Origin of the sequence: Lachnobacterium bovis DSM 14045 (assembly GCF_900107245.1) — a bacterium.
Classification (GTDB): Bacteria; Bacillota; Clostridia; order Lachnospirales; family Lachnospiraceae; genus Roseburia; species Roseburia bovis.
The window spans coordinates 49,936-70,676 of record NZ_FNPG01000019.1 but is presented as its reverse complement, the minus strand read 5'-3'; the positions used below and the strand labels follow the sequence as shown (position 1 = coordinate 70,676).

The window sequence follows — 20,741 nt, the reverse complement described above, 5'->3', positions numbered from 1 at the left end:
CCGGGATGGACGAACCACTGGTGTATCTGTTGTCGACCAACGGCATAGCAGAGTAGCCAAGTTCGGAAGGGATAAACGCTGAAGGCATCTAAGCGTGAAGCCCCCCTCAAGATGAGATATCCCCTCCAAAAGGAGATAAGACCCCTGAGAGACTAACAGGTAAATAGGGCAGAGGTGGAAGTACAGTAATGTATGTAGCTGACTGTTACTAATAGGACGAAGGCTTGACCAAAAAGGTTTTCAAAGAGAAAAGCTTGTATGAAGTTTTGAAGATATATGAAAAATAAAAAAAGATGTAGGGGTGTAGTTCATCGGTAGAATAAGAGTCTCCAAAACTCCAGAGGAGGGTTCGATTCCTTCCACCCCTGTGAAGAAGTACTTTTTAAGTACTTCTTTTTTTATATATAATACTTTTGGTGAAATTAAATGAAAAATCAAATAAAAGATCAAATGAATAATTTGAAATAGACGAGAAAGGGTTTATCTTTCTTGACAATAAATATAAATACTGATACTATAATGAGGTAAGATAAACTGATGATTGAGAGTAGTAAATATGTTGGTAGATTTACAGAGAGTTACTGGTGGTGGGAAAGTGACAGTTGAGATATATTGAATGGACTCATGAGGGCGTGAACAAAGCAGGAAAGAAATTTTATTATAAATGTGATTAGTTCTCGACGGTTTTGCACCGTTATAGCAAGACATATGATGGTATGTTATAGTATTTACACAGGTGGCTATTTACTCTTATCCATGTGATAAGAGTTTTTTTATTTTGTGGATTAATAATGTAACAGCTATATTGAGGAATATAAAACATATAGAACAAATTCTATAGAAATAAAAATATAAAAAATAATCGTATAAGGAGAAAAGATATGGAGAAGATAATTTTAACAGGAGATAGACCAACGGGAAGATTACATGTAGGACATTATGCAGGCTCTTTAAAGAGAAGGGTACAACTTCAGAATAGTGGAGAGTTTGATAAAATATATATAATGATAGCAGATGCACAAGCATTAACAGATAATTTTGATAATCCAGAAAAAATTAGACAGAATATTATAGAAGTTGCTTTAGATTATTTATCGTGTGGAATCGATCCTAAAAAAGCAACAATTTTTGTACAATCTCAGATTCCAGAATTAACAGAGTTGACATTTTTTTATGCAAATTTAGTAACTGTTTCTAGATTACAAAGAAATCCTACTGTTAAAAACGAAATTAAAATGAGAAATTTTGAAGCTAGTATTCCAGTTGGATTTTTTACTTATCCAATTAGTCAAGCTGCTGATATTACAGCATTTAAAGCTACAACAATTCCAGTTGGTGAAGATCAATTGCCTATGATTGAGCAGGCTAGGGAAATTGTTAGAAAATTTAATTCAGTCTATGGAGAGGTTTTAGTAGAGCCAGAAGTGATTTTGCCAGAAAATGATGCTTGTATGAGATTACCTGGAATTGATGGTAAACAAAAAATGAGTAAATCTTTAGGCAATTGTATTTATTTATCAGATACGGAGGAAGATGTACGAAAGAAAGTAATGAGTATGTACACTGATCCAGAACATATTCAAGTTTCTGATCCTGGTCATATTGAGGGAAATACAGTATTTACGTATCTTGATGCTTTTTGTAATCAAGGTCATATTGATGAGTACGCTAAGGATTATAACAGTCTTGATGAAATGAAGGCACATTATCAAAGAGGTGGACTAGGAGATGTTAAAATTAAAAAATTCTTAAATAATGTTTTGCAAGAAGAGTTATCACCAATTAGAGCAAGAAGAAGTGAGTATGAGAAAGACATTGTTGGAGTATATGATATTTTAAAAGAAGGAAGTATCGTTGCAAGAGAAAAAGCAGCTCAAACAATGAAAGAAGTAAAAGATATGATGAAAATTAACTATTTCGAAGATGAAGAGTTAATTAGAAAACATTGTGAAAAATATGCTTCTAAGTAGTTAAAGACTTTAATAAACCGATATAAAATGTGTGTGGAGTTTGTACTAGACAATTTTATATTGGTTTATAATTTTTTAGAAGGATTATAGGAAGTTACATTATGATACGTAGAGCAAAACATGAAGATTTAGAATGTTTAATGAATATTTATAATGATGCAATAATTAATACAGTTGCAACATTTGACACAGAAGAGAAGGATTTTGATGATAGGAAAAAATGGTTTGAAGAACATCTTAATGATCCGTATGCTATATTTGTAGAAGAGATTGATGGCGTTGTCGCTGGATATGTTTCATTGTCTAGGTATAGAGATAGAAAGGCTTTTGATGGTAGTGTGGAAATATCAATTTATTTGCACAAGGACTATAGAGGTCAGGGTGTAGGAACAAGGTTGATGCAATTTATTCTTGATTTTGCAAAGAAAAATAAGAAGATTAATACTGTAGTTTCTTTAATTACAGGTGAAAATATAATAAGTTGTAAATTGCATGAAAAATTCGATTTTGTATATTGTGGGGAACTTAAGAAAGTAGGTTTTAAATTCGGCAAGTGGTTGGATTTAAAAATTTATCAGATCATATATGAAAGAGATGAAATGAATGGTTAAGTATTATAAAACTGATAATAAGTTGATTCATGAAGAAAAAGAAATCGGAAATGGAGTATGGGTTCAAATGATTAATCCTTCTGTGTCCGAAGGGCAATATGTTGCAGAACAGCTAAACCTTGATATAGAAGATGTTTTGGCCGCATTGGATGAAGAAGAAAGTTCGCGTATTGAATTACAGGATGGATATACTTTGATTTTAGTGGATATTCCAACAATTGAGATCCGACATGAAAAAGAATCATATACAACTATACCTTTAGGAATAATTTTAACTGCAGATGAGATTGTTACAATATGTACAGAGGATACGCCTGTTTTACATACGTTTATTCAAAATAGAGTTAGGGAGTTTTCGACCAAGAAAAAACTTAGGTTTGTGTACCAGATTTTATATAGAACAGCAGCTCTTTATCAAAGTGATCTTCGCGTGATTGATAAAATGAGGACGGAGATAGAAGAAAGAGTTGGAAACGATACACGAGAAGAAGATTTAATTGCTTTACATGAATTAGAATCAACATTGGTTTATTTTGCAACATCCCTTAGAGCAAACGGTGTAGTTTTAGATAGATTAACAAGATATAAACGACTTGAACAGTATCCTGAAGATAAGGAATTATTAGGAGATGTTATAGTTGAAAATCAGCAGGCCTTTGAGATGACAAGTATATATAGAGATATTGTACAAGGAACAAGAGAATTGATGTCTTCTGTTCTTGATAATAGATTGAATACAGTTATGAAAACACTTACATCCGTAACTTTAATAATGGCAGTTCCAACTGTAATATCTGGAATTTATGGAATGAATGTTGATGTTAAGTGGATGCCTTTAGCAAAAACTACACATGGATTTTCAATTATTATATTTTTGACAATTGTGATATGCGTAATACTAATCTTGATTTTGAGAAAGAAAAAAATGCTTTAGGTTGTTTTAAGATAAATAACGCAAAAAAAATTTTCTTATTAGAAATATATAATAGGAAGAATATATATTATATATAATAGAAATAATATATATAATAGAGATAATATATATATATAATAGAAATATATAATAAAAAGGATAAATAATTTCAATATTGTAAATTAGCTTAAAGATTAGCTAATATTATTAATATGAATAATTTATCCTTTTATTTTTATAGATTTGTTGATGGCTTTTTGAAAGTGTGTATCGAATAATGCCGATTATTTTCCTTCAAAACGTCCACTTGCACCACAAGGAAGAACTAAACCAGTTGAATAAACTGGAAGGCCGATTTCATCTGCTGTTACTGTGCCAGGAAAATCTTTTAATGCGGTTGTAATCATATATTTTAAAACAGCGGGCTGTAATCCTGTAGTGTATGAGTTTACAAGGAAGAATAAAGGATTTGGAACTAAAATTTGAGTACATAATTTTATTAAATTATAAATATTGTCCTCTATTTTCCAAATTTCTCCTTTGGGACCACGGCCATATGAAGGTGGATCCATTATTATGGCATCATAGTGATGTCCACGACGTATTTCGCGTTCTACGAATTTAACACAGTCATCGACAAGCCAACGTATTGGTGCATCGGCGAGACCTGAAGATACTGCATTTTCCTTGGCCCATGCAACCATGCCTTTAGAGGCGTCGACATGAGTAACTTGTGCACCAGCTTCAGCGGCTGCGAGAGTAGCACCACCTGTATATGCGAAAAGATTTAGAACCCTTATTGGACGATTAGCTTTTCTAATTTTTTCTGAAAACCAATCCCAGTTTACAGCTTGTTCTGGGAACAATCCTGTATGTTTAAAGCTAAAAGGCTTTAATTGAAATGTTAAGTTTTTGTAGTTAATGCTCCATTGCTCTGGAAGATTAAAAAATTCCCATTCGCCGCCACCTTTTGAACTTCTGTGATAGTGACCATTTTTCTTTTTCCAGCCTTTACTTTTTTTAGGGGTATCCCAAATGACTTGAGGGTCAGGACGAACAAGGATGTAATCTCCCCAGCGCTCTAGTTTTTCTCCTCTTGAACAATCTAAGACATTATAGTCTTTCCAATTATCAGCAACCCACATATGTAAATCTCCTTTCGTGTAATCGTCTGAAATTATAATTTTGTGAATTATATTTAAAAGATGTAATGATTTTCAAATAAATTATAAAAAATCTCAAATTGAGATCTAGTAAATATTAGTTTATTCTAAAATAATATTAAATGACATTATATCAATTTGATATTAAATGATTCAGATAGCCAATTAAGTTATTCTTAAACAAAACTATTTTATATTGTATTCATAAAAATACGCAATTTCAATTATAATGTTATATAGAGTCTACGTCAATTTTTTTTGCATTAAAAATACATAAAAATTATTAAATAGAGTATAAAAATACTTGTTTGTGGCATTAGAGTAATGTTTGAAAAATTGGATACCGATATAATCTTTGAGGTGAGGGAGTGGGATGTGTATTTTGCAAAAAGTTTAATTTGTTTAGGGAATATGAGTATATAAGAGTGAAACTTTATTTTGCAAAAAGTTGTGTTATAAAGAGCAGAGTTTTATTTATAGAAGGAATGTGGTTCAGGTTTAATGTATAAAAAGGAAGGAAGAATCTAGAATGAGTCTAATTGAGATTAAAAAGGGACAGATTATACATGGAAGTGATGATGATGTTAAAACAATTGAAATTGTTTTGAAAGGATCAATTAGGATGTTTTCTGACTATATCAATATAAGTATTTCAACAGGTGGTATTTTAGGTGTAGGAGAGAAGCCTGCGGAAAAATACGTTTGTACTTATCAGGCTTTGACTGATGCAACAATTTATAGTTATAAGTATGAGTCGGATAAGGATATTGAAAATGCTGTATTATCGAATCCAAAGATTTCTAGTGTATTAGCATCTCAGATGGTTCAGCTTTCTTGTAATGCTTATCTTAACTTAAAGAAAAAATATGAAAAATTGGTTCAAGATATAGAAAAATTGAGAAAAGATGAAAAAGAATATCCAACCTTATGTATGTTGACAGGGGAACCAACAAGGACTTTTTTAGAGTTATATAATATAGAAGAAATAAAGAAAAGTGAAATAATTAATAGTTGGCGAGCTGATTTTGTGATTGCTTTATATAAAAATGATGCAAAGATTCGTGAAGGTTTTTATGGTTTGGATGCAACAATTTGTAGTGGAGCGGTTCTTGTTAATACTACTTTGTTTAGAAATATATTAGAAGAGAGTAAGTATATTTTTGATTTTAACAATAACTTTGCAAAAATGACCGCCAATTTTAAATCAGTTTTTACAAAGGTAAAGGCAAAATCGGAACAGTTAAAGAGAGATTCTGTAGAAGATGATGAAAACGTATCAATTGTTAATGCAATTGATACAATTTTGGAATATGCAAATATAGATGTAGAAGTTAAAAATAGATTTAAGGAAAGCGTTGAACAATATAAATCATCACCTAATAGAGTAGATGCTTCAGACGAAATGAGAGTTATACGAAGAGATATTGCTAAAGATTTTTATAGAGTTTATACAGATGTTTTTAAGAAAACAGTTGATGAGGGTGAGGCACCAATTGAAGTTACGATGTTTTTGATGTTTGGTTTTATTGATGAGGAGCTGGCTGGGGAGGAATATACTAAGGAATTGTACAGAATTGCAAAATCTTATGAGCCAGATGAAGAGGGAAAGATTGTTACTTTAATGGAATGGCTGCGGTTGATTTATAATGGAGAAGTTGAACCTTCAAGGAATGAGTTTGATGCAGATTATGCAACGTTTCTTAGAGAACAAAAATCGCATGGAGAGATTTCAGAAAAAGAATACAATGAAATGATAGATAATAATGAGAAAAAGTTAGAATTTGAGATAAAGAACTTTTTTACATTAGGAAATAGAATGTCATTTGGAAGAATTTCAGTTTTTAATCCAATTTTTGACAAAGAAAATGTACAAAAACCGTTAGATGTGGCCTATATGTCAAAAGAAGTTGTTAGAGAAACCTTAAATAAGATTAAAGGCATTGACTATAGTTTGTTCTATAGAGAAACAGTTTTTTCTGATACTGCAAAGGGAATTACACAGCTTTATGTACAAAAAGAGGTTATGCCATATGTGATTTTATTCCCTAATTTAGGAAGTAGAACAAGTATGTGGCAGGAAATTGAAGGTAGAAGACGAGCAACTCCAGCGAGAATGATTGTTTCGATTTTCCATTTTGAGGATGTAGAAATAAGCTTTTTGAGAATTTGTGGAGAATATCGTTGGGAAATGTGTAAAACAGTTCAGGGGGCATATTGGAATAATATAAAAGACCCATCATTGACAGCAGAATATTGTGATTACTTACAATTTTATAAAAAGAATTCACAGTTATCTACAGAACAGAAGGAAAAACTAAAGTTACAGTTGAAAAAGTATTCAAATAATTTTAGAAATGTTTTTATTGCAGACTATATGACTTATATGAAATATGAGGTGGCAGGTTCGCTTAGATTAAATAAGATTACAAGAGGAATTTTGGCGACATATTGTGCTTTTTCAAAAGATATTAGGAATAAATTAAAAGACAATCCGCAGTACAAGGATGTGATTGCAAAGTATGAAAGTAATATTGCTACACAGCAAAGTTTGGTGAACAATGTTATAAAGAAAATTCAGACACAAGGATTTGATATTCCTGAAGAAGTAAATCTGCAAGAAAATTTCTTGAAACTTTAAGCATAATTAACAGTAAAGTAGTTGGATGAATGATACGAAATATTTGTTGCAAGGGAGAAATGTGATGAGAGAAGTAGTAAAGTAAAAATGTAGTGAATAAAATGCAGTGAATAAAATGTGGTGAATAAGTAGTAAAGAACAGTAAAATCGTATATAGAAATCTATACTATGTAAGTATAGTTTATATATAGTTGATGGTCCGCATAGACTTAGTTGGAAACTTGTTTATGGGACCATCATTGTAGTGTTTTTATTCATAGAATTGAATTAAAAAGTTGTAACACACAAAATTAATGTGTAACTAAAGAATAAACAATAAAAAATAAAAAAAGTATTCTATAAATTGAAATATTTATCCCAGTCTTCTAAATTGCGTTGACATTTGACGCAAAGTAAATATGTATGGTCTTCTGTGTCAATTGAAATAGTATAAATGTTGTCGTTTTGTTCAATGTTGTTAATTGTGCATGAAGCAAGATCTTCAAATGCTTTTTTATAGTTTTCTTCAGATATTGGAGAATCTTCTACGGTGGACATTAGTTTCCCGTTAGGGTCATATATTTTATATCCCTCATTTATAAATTTGATAATGGATGATTTTTCTAATGTTAAAAAAAGATTGTTAGTGCGCATTGTTCGAATGTCGCGATTTGTTGTATTTGTTGGTAAAATTTTCACATTATCTAAATGTAAAATTAAATTGTCGAGCGAAAAACGAATACCATTAATATTAGCATCGTGAAAATCAAAATTTTGTAATTCATTAATTGTAGTAAATTTCATTGTAAAACCTTCTTTCATTAAATTCTTATTTATTATAAGAAAATTGTAATTAAAAAACAACAAATTTTTTGAGAGAAATGTTGAAAGAATTTTTCTGCTAAAGTAAAATAATGATATAGATTAGGCGGTTTGAAAGTATATTGTTAGTAATTAAAAATATAGTAAAAAGTTATGTTAGTAAAAAAGATTATTGATTAAAATATAGTAGTCATAATATTATTAGTAACACGAGAAAAAACTAGGAAATGCAAATGTGAGAAATTCTATATGAAGGAGATATGATTATGGATATAAATGAGAATAATAAGCAAGTGTATAAATCCGTTTCGCAGGTAGCACGAGAATGGAATATTACAACGAGAGCAGTTAGAAATTATTGTCAAGAGGGAATAATTCCAGGAGTACAAAAAATAGGAAAAATGTGGCTTATTCCTGACATTGCTAAGAAACCTATTAGAATAGAAGCAAGAAGAAAGAAAAAGGGATTATCAAAAGTTTTAGAAATAGAAATGAAAAATAATATTGAGGATGGAATTTATCATGGATTTGTGATTGATGCGACTTTTAATACATTTAAAATAGAAGGCGGAAAACTTTCGAGAGAGCAGGTAAGGTACATGTATGACGATAAAAGTTTATCGTTAGGTGGAAACATTTTAGATGTTGATGAAATTATAGAAATGAATAATCATTTTAAATGCATGGATTATATTATTAAGACTGCAAAAAAAGAATTATCTGAAAACTATATTAGAAAATTGTATTTAATGCTAGAAAATGCAACGCAAGTAAGTGAATCATTTTCATCGAAAAACAATTGTTATAAATCAGTGAAAAACAAATTCAATGAAATAGAAACAGTTCAACCAAATGAGGTAGAAGAGCATTTAAAAGCGTTTTTAAAAGATTATAATTTAAAGGAAAAAGTAACATTAGATGATGTGTTGGATTTGTTATACTGTTTTATGATGATATCACCATTTTCAACTGCAAATGGGAAAATTGCAAGATTAGTAGTTTTGAAGGAATGTTTAAAAAACGAAATCGTTCCTTTTCTAATAGAAGAAGACATGGTTGTTTTTTATAAAAGAGGAATTGAAAAATGGAAAGAGGAACCATCGATTTTAAAAAATATTACATTAGTTGCTCAAGAAAAATTTAAAACATATCTTGAATATTTTGGAATCAAATATAATAAAATATAAATTCCCTATTTACAACATTTTTCTAATATGATAATCTATTAGCATATTAGCATACTAAAGTAAGAGGAGAAATATAATATGAGTATGAAAAAGATTAAAATATCTTTATTGATTGTTATAGCTTTACTTATCGCAGTACTAGGAGTTTATAGTGCTACACACAATAAGAAAAAATCATCAGATAATAAAAAAGCGACATTTACTGTTGGCTTTGACCAAAATTTTCCACCTTTTGGCTACAAGGATAAAAATGGAGAATTTAAAGGATTTGATATAGATTTGGCTAGAGAGTGTGCAAAAAGAATGGGCAAGAAGCTCGTTTTGAAACCAATTGATTGGGATTCAAAAGATATTGAGCTTGAAACTGGAAATATTGATTGTATTTGGAATGGATTTACAATTGATGGACGAGAAAACAGTTATGCCTGGACAAAGGCTTACATGGATAATTCACAGGTATTTGTTGTAAAAAAAGATTCTAATATAAAAAACTCTAAAGATCTTGCAGGAAAAGTTGTTGATGTTCAAATGGATTCATCAGCTGAGACGGCACTAAAAAGTGATGATCATAAAGAATTACTAAAAAGTTTTTCAAAAATGCAGACAGTAGGCGATTATAATACAGCAATGATGGATTTAGATTCAGGTGCAGTGGATGCTGTTGCTATGGATGTTTTTGTTGCAAAAGATCAGATTAAAGGAAAAGAAGACAAATTCGTTATTTTAGAAGATAAAATATCTAGCGAAAAATATGGAGTGGGTTTTGCTAAGAACAATACTAAATTAAGAGACTTAGTTGAAAAAACATTATTTGAAATGAAAGATGATAATACTTTTGCAAGAATCTCAAAAAAATGGTTTAAAACAGATGTTTGTATATTAGAAAAATAATATTTCATTTGTTTTCGACAAACAAAGGTTTGCAGAAGAAAAATTAGAAAGGGTTATTTCGATTTATTATATGAATATTATTGATATTATTTTACAATTAGCAGACGGTATGATGGTTACCATTATGATTTTTGTGTTAACACTGATTTTTTCAATTCCGCTAGGTTTGGTAGTGACTACAGGTAGAATGTCAAAAAATCCATTAATACGAACAATAGTGAAGGTTTACATTTCAATTATGAGAGGTACACCATTAATGCTTCAACTTCTAGTTGTATATTATGGACCTTATTATTTGTTTAAATGTAAATTATCACCTGAATATAGAGGTATAGCAGTGATTATTGGCTTTTCTATTAATTATGCAGCATATTTTGCTGAAATATTCAGAAGTGGAATTTCATCTATGCCTGTTGGACAATATGAAGCAGCTAAGATTTTAGGCTACAATAAAATACAGACATTTTTCTTTATAATTTTACCACAAGTTATAAAAAGAATACTTCCAGCGATTACAAATGAAGTAATTACTCTGGTAAAGGATACTTCGTTAGCTTTTTCAATTGCATATGCTGAGATGTTTTCGGGTGCAAAGGCACTTGCAGCTGCAGAAAAGAGTATGCTACCTTTTGTTGCTGCCGCTATTTTTTATTATGTATTTAATTTTGCTGTAGCTACAATTATGGAATTGTTTGAAGAAAAGCTAAATTATTATGATATATAATAAAAAAAACAAAGTGTTTGATAAAATATATTTGATATACAAATAAATATATAAAAATATTGAAACGGAGTATATAGATGAGTGTATTAGAAATGAATCACATAAAAAAGAGTTTCGATGGAAATGAAATTCTTAAAGATATAAGTTTTAAAGTTGACGAAGGTGATGTGATTTCAATTATTGGACCTTCTGGTTCAGGAAAATCGACATTATTAAGATGTGCAACATTTCTTGAAACTATAGATGATGGTGAACTTTCATATTTGGGAGAACAAGTAGTTGGTTCTCAGGATGGAAAGGCTGTTTATGGTGAAAAAGCTAAAATAAAAAAAGCAATGGAATGTTTTGGGTTGGTTTTCCAGAATTTTAACCTTTTTCCACATTATTCAGTTTTAAAAAATATAATTGATGCACCTATCAGGGTGCAAAAAAGAAAAAAAGAAGAGGTAATTTCTGAAGCAAGAGAGTTACTAAAAAAAATGGGGTTAGAGGGACGAGAAGATGCCTATCCTTGTCAATTATCAGGAGGGCAGCAGCAACGTGTTTCGATTGCAAGAGCGCTTGCTCTAAAGCCCAAAATTCTTTTTTTTGATGAACCTACTTCGGCATTAGATCCAGAACTTACCATAGAAATCTTAAAAGTAATTAAAGAGTTAGCAAAAGAAAAAATGACAATGGTAATTGTTACACATGAAATGGATTTTGCAAAAAATGTGTCAAGTAAAATGATTTTTATGGATAAAGGTTTGATAGTTGAAGAGACAACTCCAGAGGAAATGTTTAATTCTACAAACAAGAGAACAATGGAATTTTTAGGAAAATATAAAAACGTTAAATAAAATTTGACATTTTTATGAAAAATGTATAAAATATATGCGAGTGTCTCAAGAACAATATTGAAAGATTTTCTTGGGACATTTTTACATTAAAGATTATTTGAAAAATATATTAAGTTATAGAAGACAGAGAGTTGAATATGAAGGCATTAATTTTAGACAAAGATAAAAATAATGAGACCGTCGTTTTAAGAGAGGACGGAGAAATATTAACCCTTGATTGTCAAGGAAGCATAGGAGAGACTATAGAGCTTGACAATAAAAAGAAAAAAGAAATAGCTGAATATATTAAAGAAGTGATGTTTTCGTGTGCATGTTTTGCAATTGTAATTCTTGCTACTGCAAGCTATAAATTTTATTGTCGTAGTCCATATACGTACGTTTCTTTAGATATTAATCCATCTGTAGAGTACACCTTAAATCGCCAAGGAAAGGTGATTGATGTTTGTGCTCTTAATGCTGACGGCAAAAAAGTATTAAAAAAATATAACAAAAAATGTAAAAAATATTGTGATTTCGATGATGCAATAAATGAAACAACTACTATTCTTTATAAAGATAAGTATATAAAGAGGGCGAATAATTATATTTTAATGAATATTTCAAGCGATAATGAAAAGACTATAAGCAGTTTAGAAAATCGTATTGAAAAAATCATCAAAAAAAAGGGTGATAAAACATTAAATTTATTTTTTACAAAGACAAATAAAAAAGTACATGAGAAGGCTATTAAGCTTGGAATTTCACCAGGTAGATACGTTATGATGGAAGATATCTACAAAGATGAGGTCGACAATAATGGTGATATACCGTATGAAGAAGAAAAAGTGAAGGTGTGTCAAAATGATTCTGTATTTTCATTGTTGGCATCAACTGGGCGAATTACAGTTGAAAAAGATAAAGATACGGAGAATACCAATGGTGATTCTAAAAAGGAAAAGACAGAGGATTATTTTAGAGAAAAAGATTACAATAAAAATGTAAAAGAAGATAAAGATATAAAAAATCAAGATAAGGTGGAAACACAAGAAAATATTGTTGATAACGATTCTCAATCCGTACCAAATGGTGAAAATAAGGCCGGTAGAGATAATACAGATAAAAATGGAAAAGGTGCAAAGCCTGCTTCAAAGTGGACGAATAAGCCAGGTAACAACAAAACTAAAGAGCAAGGCATAACTGAGGAGAATACAGACAATAACAAGCCTAGTCAAAATAAGGATAATGCCAAACCACAAGCTAAAATAGAAGAAAGTGAACAATAGGTTGATTTATTTAGCTTTTTGTGGTAATAATAAAATATATATAAACTTTATTAAAAAAATGTCGATAAATAATAAGACGATATATTTTTTACGATTTACTAGTCTATTAATAAGACGAAGGGGGGACTTATATTAAACTAGTATTTATACTATAGGGGATGACAAGATAACTAACATATTTAACCAGTATTCCTTTAATGGAGAGAGGAAAACTTATGAAAAAATTGTTGATTCTAGATAGTAAAAATTATACAGATGATATGCGTGCTTTTGAAAAATATGCTGTTCGTACGATTATTGTTAAGAACGGTAGAATTGCAACTCAGCATGGAGCAGCAGGAGATTATAAGATAGTTGGTGGAGGTATAGAAAACGGGGAAACCTATATTGACACTATTATGAGAGAGGTGCGAGAAGAAGCGGGCTTATTAGTGAAACAAGATTCTATAGTCGAGTTAGGTGAGATAGAAGAAATTCGAAAAGATTTATATCATGAAGATGAAAAATTTATATGTCATTCATATTTTTATTATTGTGAAGTAGAGGATGAAACAGTAGATACCAATATGACTATGAGTGAGATAAAAAAAGGATATCATTTGTGTTGGGCAACACCAAAAGAAATCATAGATGCTAATTCATATTTTCATTATTTACCATGGATATATCGAGATACGAGGTTCGTAGAAATGTTGCAAAATCACCAATTTGATAATGTTGTTTCTTTAAAAACTGAGAATGAATCTAGAATATTGGTGAAATAAATATAAACCATGATTGAGTATTTTCCTTCAATATAAGACGTTAAGGGTTTTGTGCGGTTAAGGGTTATTTGGTAATGTGACAGTTGTATTGAAAATTGGGGGGATTGTATCATGGAACATACATTAAAGAATACACCAGTGGTGTTTAGAACAAGAATAGATTTTAGTGATAACGATATTCGAAAACAAGAGATTATCAAGCGTTGGAAAGACGAAAAATTTCAACATGAGCATTATGTGGCAAGGAACAAAGTAGTAGATTATGTTGAATTTTTAAACAAAATATATAAGAAAAAGACAGGAGAGGGTTTTGCAAGACACATTGAAAGTAGAATGAAAACTGCAGAGAGTATATGTGAGAAATTGCAAAGGAAAGGTTGTAAGGTCGATTTCGATGTTGCATTAACAAGGCTAAATGATATTTCTGGAGTAAGAGTTATTTGTTTTTGCTTAAAAGACATTTATTGGTTAGTAAACAAAGTAAAATCAGATGGTAGATTTAATGTGATAAAAGAAAAGGATTATATCAAACATCCGAAATCTAATGGATATCAAAGCTATCATATGATTTTAGAGGTCCCAATTGAGACTAAAAAAGGTCAAAAGAATATGCGCGTAGAAATTCAGTTACGTACAATAATTATGGATGCATGGGCATCAGTGGATCAAAGAATTATTTACAAAAAGAAAAAGAGTATTTCATCTAAGTTAAAAGAAAGAGTTAAACAGTACGGAAAGATAGGCAACATGCTTGATGAACTTATACAGACAACATTAGATGAAAATTATAGAAAAATCTAGTTTTTAGAGGCTTTTATAAATTGGCTAAATAATATTTAAACAATAAAGTCATTAGATAAAAATAATATTACTGTATAAAAATTACTAGAGGAGTAATCATACTCTTCTAGTTTTTTTATGCTTTTAAATTCTATTTTTACATAATACACAAAAAAATAAAAAATTTTCGTTTATTAATAGATAGTTACAAATTAATTTTATTATGTTAGAATTAGAAGAGGTATAGTGCTTTTTAAAAGAGGGTTAAAGAAATTAAGGAAGAAAGGGTAAAAAAATGGAGAATAAGAATAAAGAAAATGAAGAAATTGATGTCGAAATGACAATTGAGATAGAAAATAAGGAATTAGGAGAATTAATTGTTGAATATAACGAGAATAAAGATGCACAGAATCTTACAGCTTTAGTTAACCATATAATTAATTGCAGAGTTCTAGTACCGGCAATGATGAATGATGATAAGAGCCCAGCACCAGCATTTATTCAAAATGATGATGGTGAGCTATATATGCCAATTTATACATCGGCTAAGCATATTCCACAGGAGCCAGCGAGTCCTTTAATTATTAATATGCCATTTATGGCTGTTGTAGAAATGGCAGTTACTCCAGATTTTAATGTTGAGGGCGTTTTTATTAATGCATTTACAGATAGTTTAATTTTTAAACTTCCACTTTTGCAAAAAATTTACAATGTTGAAAAAGATAAAACTCAAGGTGTAATACCATTAGATCAACTTACAGATGAGCAATATCATATTTGGTCTAGAAAACAGGTTGAGTTTACACTTTTACCAAAGAAGTTGTTTGAAGAAGGCGAAAAGTTTATTACTGAATTATCAGATGGTAAAGAAGAATACATGGATAAACTTTATGAAGAGTTTTATCAGGAAAAGAGAATGTATCCTTATTTAGAAGAAGAATTTTCTGTTATGACAATGAATATTAGTGAAGATATATCAATTGTTAGAGTAGATTTTCCAGAAAGATATATGGAAGTTCCTTCATGTTATAGAGTTTATCTTGTTTGGGATAAACAAAAAGATGAAGGAAAATATTACACAATAGAAAAAACTATGAACGATAGTATAAGATTGTTAGGTGAGGTTATTCCAGAAATTTCGCATGTTAGTCATGGTGAGGCACCAAACGATGGCAATGAATTACAAACAATTATTGATCTCGTAGAAGATGAAGTGATTGCGTAATAAAGTTTTGCAATAACCTTTTATTAAGATATTTTAGTGGACTTGTGCAGTTCACAAAGGGAGGTTGATTTATGTACGCGTATTTAGATGATGGAACCTTTGATTTGTTAGGAATGAATTATATTTTGGAAAAAGGAATAGAATTGTCTGCAGGTCATTTCCAACCAGAAGCTTATATTAATTTTGTAAAAGAACCGGATTTTGGTTGCGAAGGTCGTCCAGAGGGTAAACCAATTTTTGCAGAGTTAGAGGTGTATACCCTAAAGGGCCCAAAGGTTTTACTTGCTGCGTTACAAACGTTAGATGAAACAGGACTATATGATCAAATGTGGGTAGGTTATTTAAAAAAGAAGGATGGCACTATAGCATTTGTAAGTTGTCGAGATGGTGTAGATGAGTATACTGTTGTTGATAAAAAACAATGGGATAACTTAAAAGTTAAAACAATATAGAATAAAAAGTCATACGGTTGCTTATTTATGTGTAAGTGATGCGTATGACTTTTGTATGTTTTATTATAATACAATTTTAATTTTTAATATTTTTTTGATTTTTTATTATTGTTATAATTTAAAATCTTATATTAACGAATGATGTCGTAGAAAGTAGCTCTTACAACTTTAGCTAAATCTTGAGGATTAAGTTTGATAGAAGTTCCAATTCGTCCACCACTGATATATATTTCATCAAATTTTTCTGCAGATGAATCAATCACAGTTGGAAAGGATTTCTTCATTCCAAGAGGAGAGCATCCACCTCTAACATAGCCTGTTATTGATGTTAAATCTTTAACGTGAATCATTTCAACAGATTTTTCTTTAACAGATCGTGCTGCAGCTTTTAAATCAACTTCATCAGCAATTGGAATAACAAATACGTAATAAGCATTGCTTTTTCCTTTCATAACAAGAGTTTTGAAGGATTGTTCAATTGGAGCACCTGTTGCTTCGGCTGTATGAATTCCGTCAATAAATTCATCACATTCATAGTTTATTAATTCATAATCAATTTTATTTCTCTCTAAAATACGGACTGCATTAGTTTTTAATTCTTTTTTTGCCATAATTGCCTCCTAAAAAAGATTAATATATTCTATAAAAATACAATTGGATTATAACAAAATAATAGGATAATTACAAAGGGAAGAGTTGTTCTTTTTGTAGAAAAGTTTCTTGAAGAGTAATATTTTGAATGTTATAATAATGTTGAATAAAAATAAAAACTATAGGAGATGTTTTATGTTTAACGTTTTAAAGAAGATATATAGTATTTATAATAATGCTATTGCTATGGCTGTTATATCATGTATATTCGGGGCGTTTCTTTTAGTGTTTCCAGTAGGCAGTGTGGCAATGCTTAGCCTTATTATAGGTACATTATTAGTTTTAGCAGGTTGTGCGTTGATGGGAAATTATTTTTTGGATCAGGCAACATCAGGGTTTACGACAGGATTAGGTTTATTTCCTTTGATCTTTGGAATATTGTTAATTGCAAATCCAAGATTTTTCATTGATTTTATTCCTACAATGTTTGGAATATATGTATTGTTTGTTGGATTAGGAGAAGTATCAAGGGTTTCTAAAGTAAAGAGTATGGGATATGATGTGAAATTAAGCAGTTTTATGGCTTTTTCAACGGTTGTAGTTGGAGTGTGCTGTATTCTTTTTTCGTGGTTTGTTGCCAAAACAGCAATAAGAATTGTAGGAGCGGCTATAATTTATAAAGGAATCTCAAGACTTATTTATGATAAAAATATGAAAAATAAAACATCTGATTTTTATGATAATAATTCAGATATTATAGATGGAAAATTCAGAGATTAGAGTATATATTGAAAATAGAATATACTTAAGTATAAACCGATATAAAGAAAGAAGGAATTGTATGAGAAGAATGGAATTTAAAATGGAAAGACCTGGATTGACAAAGGTGGGAGATCATTTGAAAATTACAGAAGGTAAATTACCATCGTCATATTATTACACTATTGAGCATGCAATTGCTATGTCGGGAAATTATGAAGTTAGTGAGCGACTAAAATCAAGAGAGGGAGAAGTTGTAGAGATAGAAGAAACGGAGAAAGGGTATTATGTTATTATGGAGTTTGACGAATAAAAATTGCGAGGATTAGATAAATGGTAGGACAAAGAAAAAGTAATGCTGTTGATGCGAGTTTAGCGGAGAGCTTGAAACAACTAGCCCAAAATAGACCATTAGAAAAGATTACTATTAAAGAAATTACTGATAAAGCAGGAGTTATTCGACCAACTTTTTATAACCATTTTCAAGATAAGTATGAATTAATAGAATGGATAATTATGACAGAATTAATAGAACCGATGCGTCCGCTTATTCAAAATGGTATGGTTAGAGAGGGAATGGAAATTTTACTTACTCACATGGAGAAAGACAAAATCTTTTATACGAAAGCTGTAAAGCTTGAGGGTACAATAACATTTATGGATATTGCTAAAAAGTGCGCAGAGGAAGTACTGTTAGAAATGATAAATGAGAATTCAGATAATGCACATATGAAAAAACATAGATGGCTTACACCAGAACATGTTGCAAGTTATTATGCGCAGTCTATGTGTTTTGTTGCAATTGAATGGGTAAAAAGTGGAATGTCAGCCTCGCCTAAGGAACTTTCTGAAGTGTACGAATACATTTTAACACTTTCATTGGACGACATTTTTAAACAAATGTAGTTTGAATTATACAAAACTGAAAAAATGTATATTTGAAGTAAACATATAAAAAAGATTGAATATGTCAATATTCGGTCTTTTTTTTTATTATAGTAGTATAGAAAAAATGTGAAAGAGAAGGTGGCAAAATGATTAAGTTTGGTAAAGCAGTTGTTAAGTTAAGAATTCCAATATTAATAATATCACTTTTATTATTAATCCCTTCAGGAATCTCTTATTTTAACACAAAAGTAAATTATGATATTTTATCATATCTACCATCACAAATTGATACTATGAAAGGTCAGGACATATTATTAGATAAATTTGGAACGGGTGCTTTTTCTTTTGTAGTGTTAGATGGAATGGAAGATAAAGATATTAAAGATCTTGCAGAAGATGTTAAAAAAGTAGACCATGTTAAAAGAGTAGTTTGGTATGGTTCAATAGCAGATGCAAGTATTCCGACAGAAGTTCTTCCAAGTGAAGTTGAAAGTTTCTTTAAAAACAGAGAAAAAAATTCACAGTTGATGATAGTTTTATACGACAAATCAATGGGTGATGACGTTACAATGGAGGCAACAGATAAGATTCAAGGTATTCTTAAGAAAGATTGTTTTGTAAGCGGTATGTCTGCTGTATTAAGAGATACAAAACAACTTTCAGAAAAAGAAGTATTTGCTTACGTTGTAATTTCAGCAGTGCTTTGTTTTGTGGTTCTTTCAATTACAATGGACTCGTTTATTATACCAATTTTATTCCTATTTAGTATTGGCATGGCTGTAATTTATAATTTGGGAACGAATTTTGTACAGGGTCAGATTTCATATATTACACAAGCACTTGCAGCAGTATTACAGCTTGCGGTTACAATGGATTATTCAATTTTCTTGTGGCATTCATACCAAGAAAATCAAGAAAGATATGGAGATGACCATAATAGAGCAATGGCACATGCCGTATCAAATACAATTACTTCAGTTGTAGGTAGTTCAATAACAACAGTTGCTGGTTTCGTAGCTTTATGTTTTATGAGTTTTACACTTGGATTAGATTTAGGTGTAGTTATGGCAAAAGGTGTTGTATTTGGTGTATTAGGATGTGTAACGGTATTACCATCAATGATTCTTGTTTGTGATAAATTAATAGAAAAAACAAGACACAGAGTATTACTTCCTGATATGGGGATTATTTCAGATTTTGTAGTAAAACATTTTAAAGCTATTCTACTTGCATCATTAATCATTTTAATTCCATCAGTTTGGGGTTATACACACACTGATGTATATTATGATTTAGCAGGAACAATGCCTGATAGCTTAATGAGTAAAAAAGGTAATAACGAGTTAGCAAAGAATTTTGACATGGGTGCGACTTCAATGATTTTAACAGATAGTTCTTTAAGTCCAAAAGAAAGTAGACAGATGATAAAAGAAATCAAAGACTTAAAGGGTGTTAAATTAGCAGTATCACTTGATTCAATTGCTGGACCTACTGTACCGGAAGAAGTTATTCCAACAGAAGTTAAAAAAGAGTTAAAATCAGGTAAATATCAATTAATGCTTGTTACATCAGAGTATAAAACAGCATCAGATGAAGTAAATGCTCAATGTAAAAGTATAGAGAAAATTATTAAAAGATATGATAAATCAGCAAAACTAGTTGGTGAAGCACCATGTACAAAGGATTTGATCAACATAACAAACGATGACTTTAAACGAGTTAGTGTTGTTTCAATCGGTGCAATTTTCATAATTATCTTATTGGTATTTAAATCAATAAGTTTACCATTTATATTGGTAGCAGTTATTGAGTTTGCAATTTTTATAAATATGGGTATTCCAGCATATACACATACAACTTTACCATTTATTGCGTCAATTGTAATTGGTACTATCCAATTAGGCGCAACAGTAGATTATGCTATCCTTATGACAAATAAATACAAGAAAAATAGATATAGAGGAATGTCAAAACGAGATTCTATAAACGTTGCTTTAGAGAGTGCTACTCAATCAATTATAGTTAGTGCGTTGACTTTCTTTGCAGCAACGTTTGGTGTAGGTATGTATTCACAAATCGATATGATTGGTTCACTTTGTTCATTACTTTCACGAGGTGCCATTATAAGTATGTTTGTAGTTATTTTGGTTTTACCATCAATGTTTATGGTATTTGACAGAATAATTTGCTCTACAAGTGCAGGTTTTAAAGGTGAAAACTTTCAAGTAACAGACAATGGAATTAATAGAGAATAATAGATTCAAAACAGGTTTGGAATAGGAG

General features: G+C 30.2%; 20 protein-coding genes, 1 tRNA gene and 1 rRNA gene. 19 read left to right on the top strand and 3 right to left on the bottom strand.

The features are described 5' to 3' along the window. The 5 genes from BLV79_RS08395 to BLV79_RS08375 all read left to right on the top strand — a co-directional run. Positions 1-232, top strand: a 23S ribosomal RNA gene (locus tag BLV79_RS08395); the annotation flags it as partial. Positions 233-297: 65 nt separating this feature from the next. After that, positions 298-368 (top strand) — tRNA-Trp (locus BLV79_RS08390). 513 nt (positions 369-881) lie between these two features. Next, a complete protein-coding gene (trpS, locus tag BLV79_RS08385) occupies positions 882-1,970 on the top strand; it encodes a tryptophan--tRNA ligase (protein WP_074718035.1) in 1,089 nt (362 codons plus the stop codon). Between the two features lie 101 nt (positions 1,971-2,071). Then, positions 2,072-2,581 (top strand): GNAT family N-acetyltransferase, encoded by a 510-nt coding sequence (locus BLV79_RS08380; protein WP_074718034.1) that lies wholly within the window; start codon positions 2,072-2,074, stop codon positions 2,579-2,581. Beyond that, positions 2,574-3,515: a magnesium transporter CorA family protein gene (locus BLV79_RS08375; protein ID WP_074718032.1), complete on the top strand. Its 942-nt coding sequence runs from the start codon at positions 2,574-2,576 to the stop codon at positions 3,513-3,515. Before BLV79_RS08380 ends, BLV79_RS08375 begins: the two co-directional genes overlap by 8 nt. 263 nt (positions 3,516-3,778) lie before the next feature. Here the strand turns inward: BLV79_RS08375 and BLV79_RS08370 are convergent, their stop codons facing one another. Further along, positions 3,779-4,639 (bottom strand): class I SAM-dependent methyltransferase, encoded by an 861-nt coding sequence (locus BLV79_RS08370; RefSeq protein WP_074718030.1) that lies wholly within the window; start codon positions 4,637-4,639, stop codon positions 3,779-3,781. Between the two features lie 547 nt (positions 4,640-5,186). Between BLV79_RS08370 and BLV79_RS08365 the strand changes: the two genes are divergently transcribed. Next, entirely contained in the window at positions 5,187-7,295 is a 2,109-nt protein-coding gene (locus BLV79_RS08365; RefSeq protein WP_074718028.1) for a cyclic nucleotide-binding domain-containing protein, read from the top strand. 336 nt (positions 7,296-7,631) lie between these two features. Here BLV79_RS08365 and BLV79_RS08360 read toward each other — a convergent pair whose 3' ends face one another. Next, positions 7,632-8,078, bottom strand: a complete 447-nt coding sequence (locus tag BLV79_RS08360; protein ID WP_074718026.1) for a hypothetical protein — start codon at positions 8,076-8,078, stop codon at positions 7,632-7,634. 284 nt (positions 8,079-8,362) lie between these two features. On the opposite strand from BLV79_RS08360, the gene BLV79_RS08355 reads away from it, so the two are divergent. The 9 genes from BLV79_RS08355 to BLV79_RS08315 all read left to right on the top strand — a co-directional run bounded on the left by BLV79_RS08355 (position 8,363) and on the right by BLV79_RS08315 (position 16,220). Next, entirely contained in the window at positions 8,363-9,283 is a 921-nt protein-coding gene (locus BLV79_RS08355; RefSeq protein WP_074718024.1) for a Fic family protein, read from the top strand. 78 nt (positions 9,284-9,361) lie between these two features. Continuing rightward, on the top strand, positions 9,362-10,174 hold the full coding sequence (locus tag BLV79_RS08350; RefSeq protein WP_330389974.1) for an amino acid ABC transporter substrate-binding protein: 813 nt from the start codon (positions 9,362-9,364) through the stop codon (positions 10,172-10,174). Positions 10,175-10,244: 70 nt separating this feature from the next. Next, on the top strand, positions 10,245-10,898 hold the full coding sequence (locus BLV79_RS08345; protein ID WP_074718022.1) for an amino acid ABC transporter permease: 654 nt from the start codon (positions 10,245-10,247) through the stop codon (positions 10,896-10,898). Between the two features lie 77 nt (positions 10,899-10,975). Further along, positions 10,976-11,737, top strand: a complete 762-nt coding sequence (locus BLV79_RS08340; RefSeq protein WP_074718020.1) for an amino acid ABC transporter ATP-binding protein — start codon at positions 10,976-10,978, stop codon at positions 11,735-11,737. A 137-nt stretch (positions 11,738-11,874) separates the two neighbouring features. Continuing rightward, positions 11,875-12,999: an anti-sigma-I factor RsgI family protein gene (locus BLV79_RS08335; RefSeq protein ID WP_074718018.1), complete on the top strand. Its 1,125-nt coding sequence runs from the start codon at positions 11,875-11,877 to the stop codon at positions 12,997-12,999. 215 nt (positions 13,000-13,214) lie between these two features. Beyond that, positions 13,215-13,763, top strand: coding sequence for an NUDIX hydrolase (locus tag BLV79_RS08330; protein ID WP_074718016.1), 549 nt, complete (start codon positions 13,215-13,217; stop codon positions 13,761-13,763). Between the two features lie 111 nt (positions 13,764-13,874). After that, positions 13,875-14,564 (top strand): GTP pyrophosphokinase, encoded by a 690-nt coding sequence (locus tag BLV79_RS08325; RefSeq protein ID WP_074718014.1) that lies wholly within the window; start codon positions 13,875-13,877, stop codon positions 14,562-14,564. A 274-nt stretch (positions 14,565-14,838) separates the two neighbouring features. Further along, entirely contained in the window at positions 14,839-15,768 is a 930-nt protein-coding gene (locus BLV79_RS08320) for an SseB family protein (RefSeq protein ID WP_074718012.1), read from the top strand. A 71-nt stretch (positions 15,769-15,839) separates the two neighbouring features. Then, positions 15,840-16,220 (top strand): hypothetical protein, encoded by a 381-nt coding sequence (locus BLV79_RS08315; protein WP_074718010.1) that lies wholly within the window; start codon positions 15,840-15,842, stop codon positions 16,218-16,220. Between the two features lie 131 nt (positions 16,221-16,351). Here BLV79_RS08315 and ybaK read toward each other — a convergent pair whose 3' ends face one another. Then, entirely contained in the window at positions 16,352-16,831 is a 480-nt protein-coding gene (gene ybaK / locus BLV79_RS08310) for a Cys-tRNA(Pro) deacylase (RefSeq protein WP_074718009.1), read from the bottom strand. Between the two features lie 175 nt (positions 16,832-17,006). Between ybaK and BLV79_RS08305 the strand changes: the two genes are divergently transcribed. The 4 genes from BLV79_RS08305 to BLV79_RS08290 all read left to right on the top strand — a co-directional run bounded on the left by BLV79_RS08305 (position 17,007) and on the right by BLV79_RS08290 (position 20,713). Next, the gene (locus tag BLV79_RS08305; protein WP_074718008.1) at positions 17,007-17,591 is read left to right on the top strand and encodes an HdeD family acid-resistance protein; all 585 of its coding nucleotides are present in this window, start codon (positions 17,007-17,009) and stop codon (positions 17,589-17,591) included. Positions 17,592-17,652: 61 nt separating this feature from the next. After that, entirely contained in the window at positions 17,653-17,883 is a 231-nt protein-coding gene (locus BLV79_RS08300; protein WP_173334804.1) for a hypothetical protein, read from the top strand. A gap of 20 nt (positions 17,884-17,903) precedes the next feature. After that, positions 17,904-18,476, top strand: coding sequence for a TetR/AcrR family transcriptional regulator C-terminal domain-containing protein (locus BLV79_RS08295; protein WP_074718006.1), 573 nt, complete (start codon positions 17,904-17,906; stop codon positions 18,474-18,476). Between the two features lie 128 nt (positions 18,477-18,604). Next, entirely contained in the window at positions 18,605-20,713 is a 2,109-nt protein-coding gene (locus BLV79_RS08290) for an efflux RND transporter permease subunit (RefSeq protein ID WP_074718004.1), read from the top strand. Positions 20,714-20,741 lie beyond the last annotated feature (28 nt).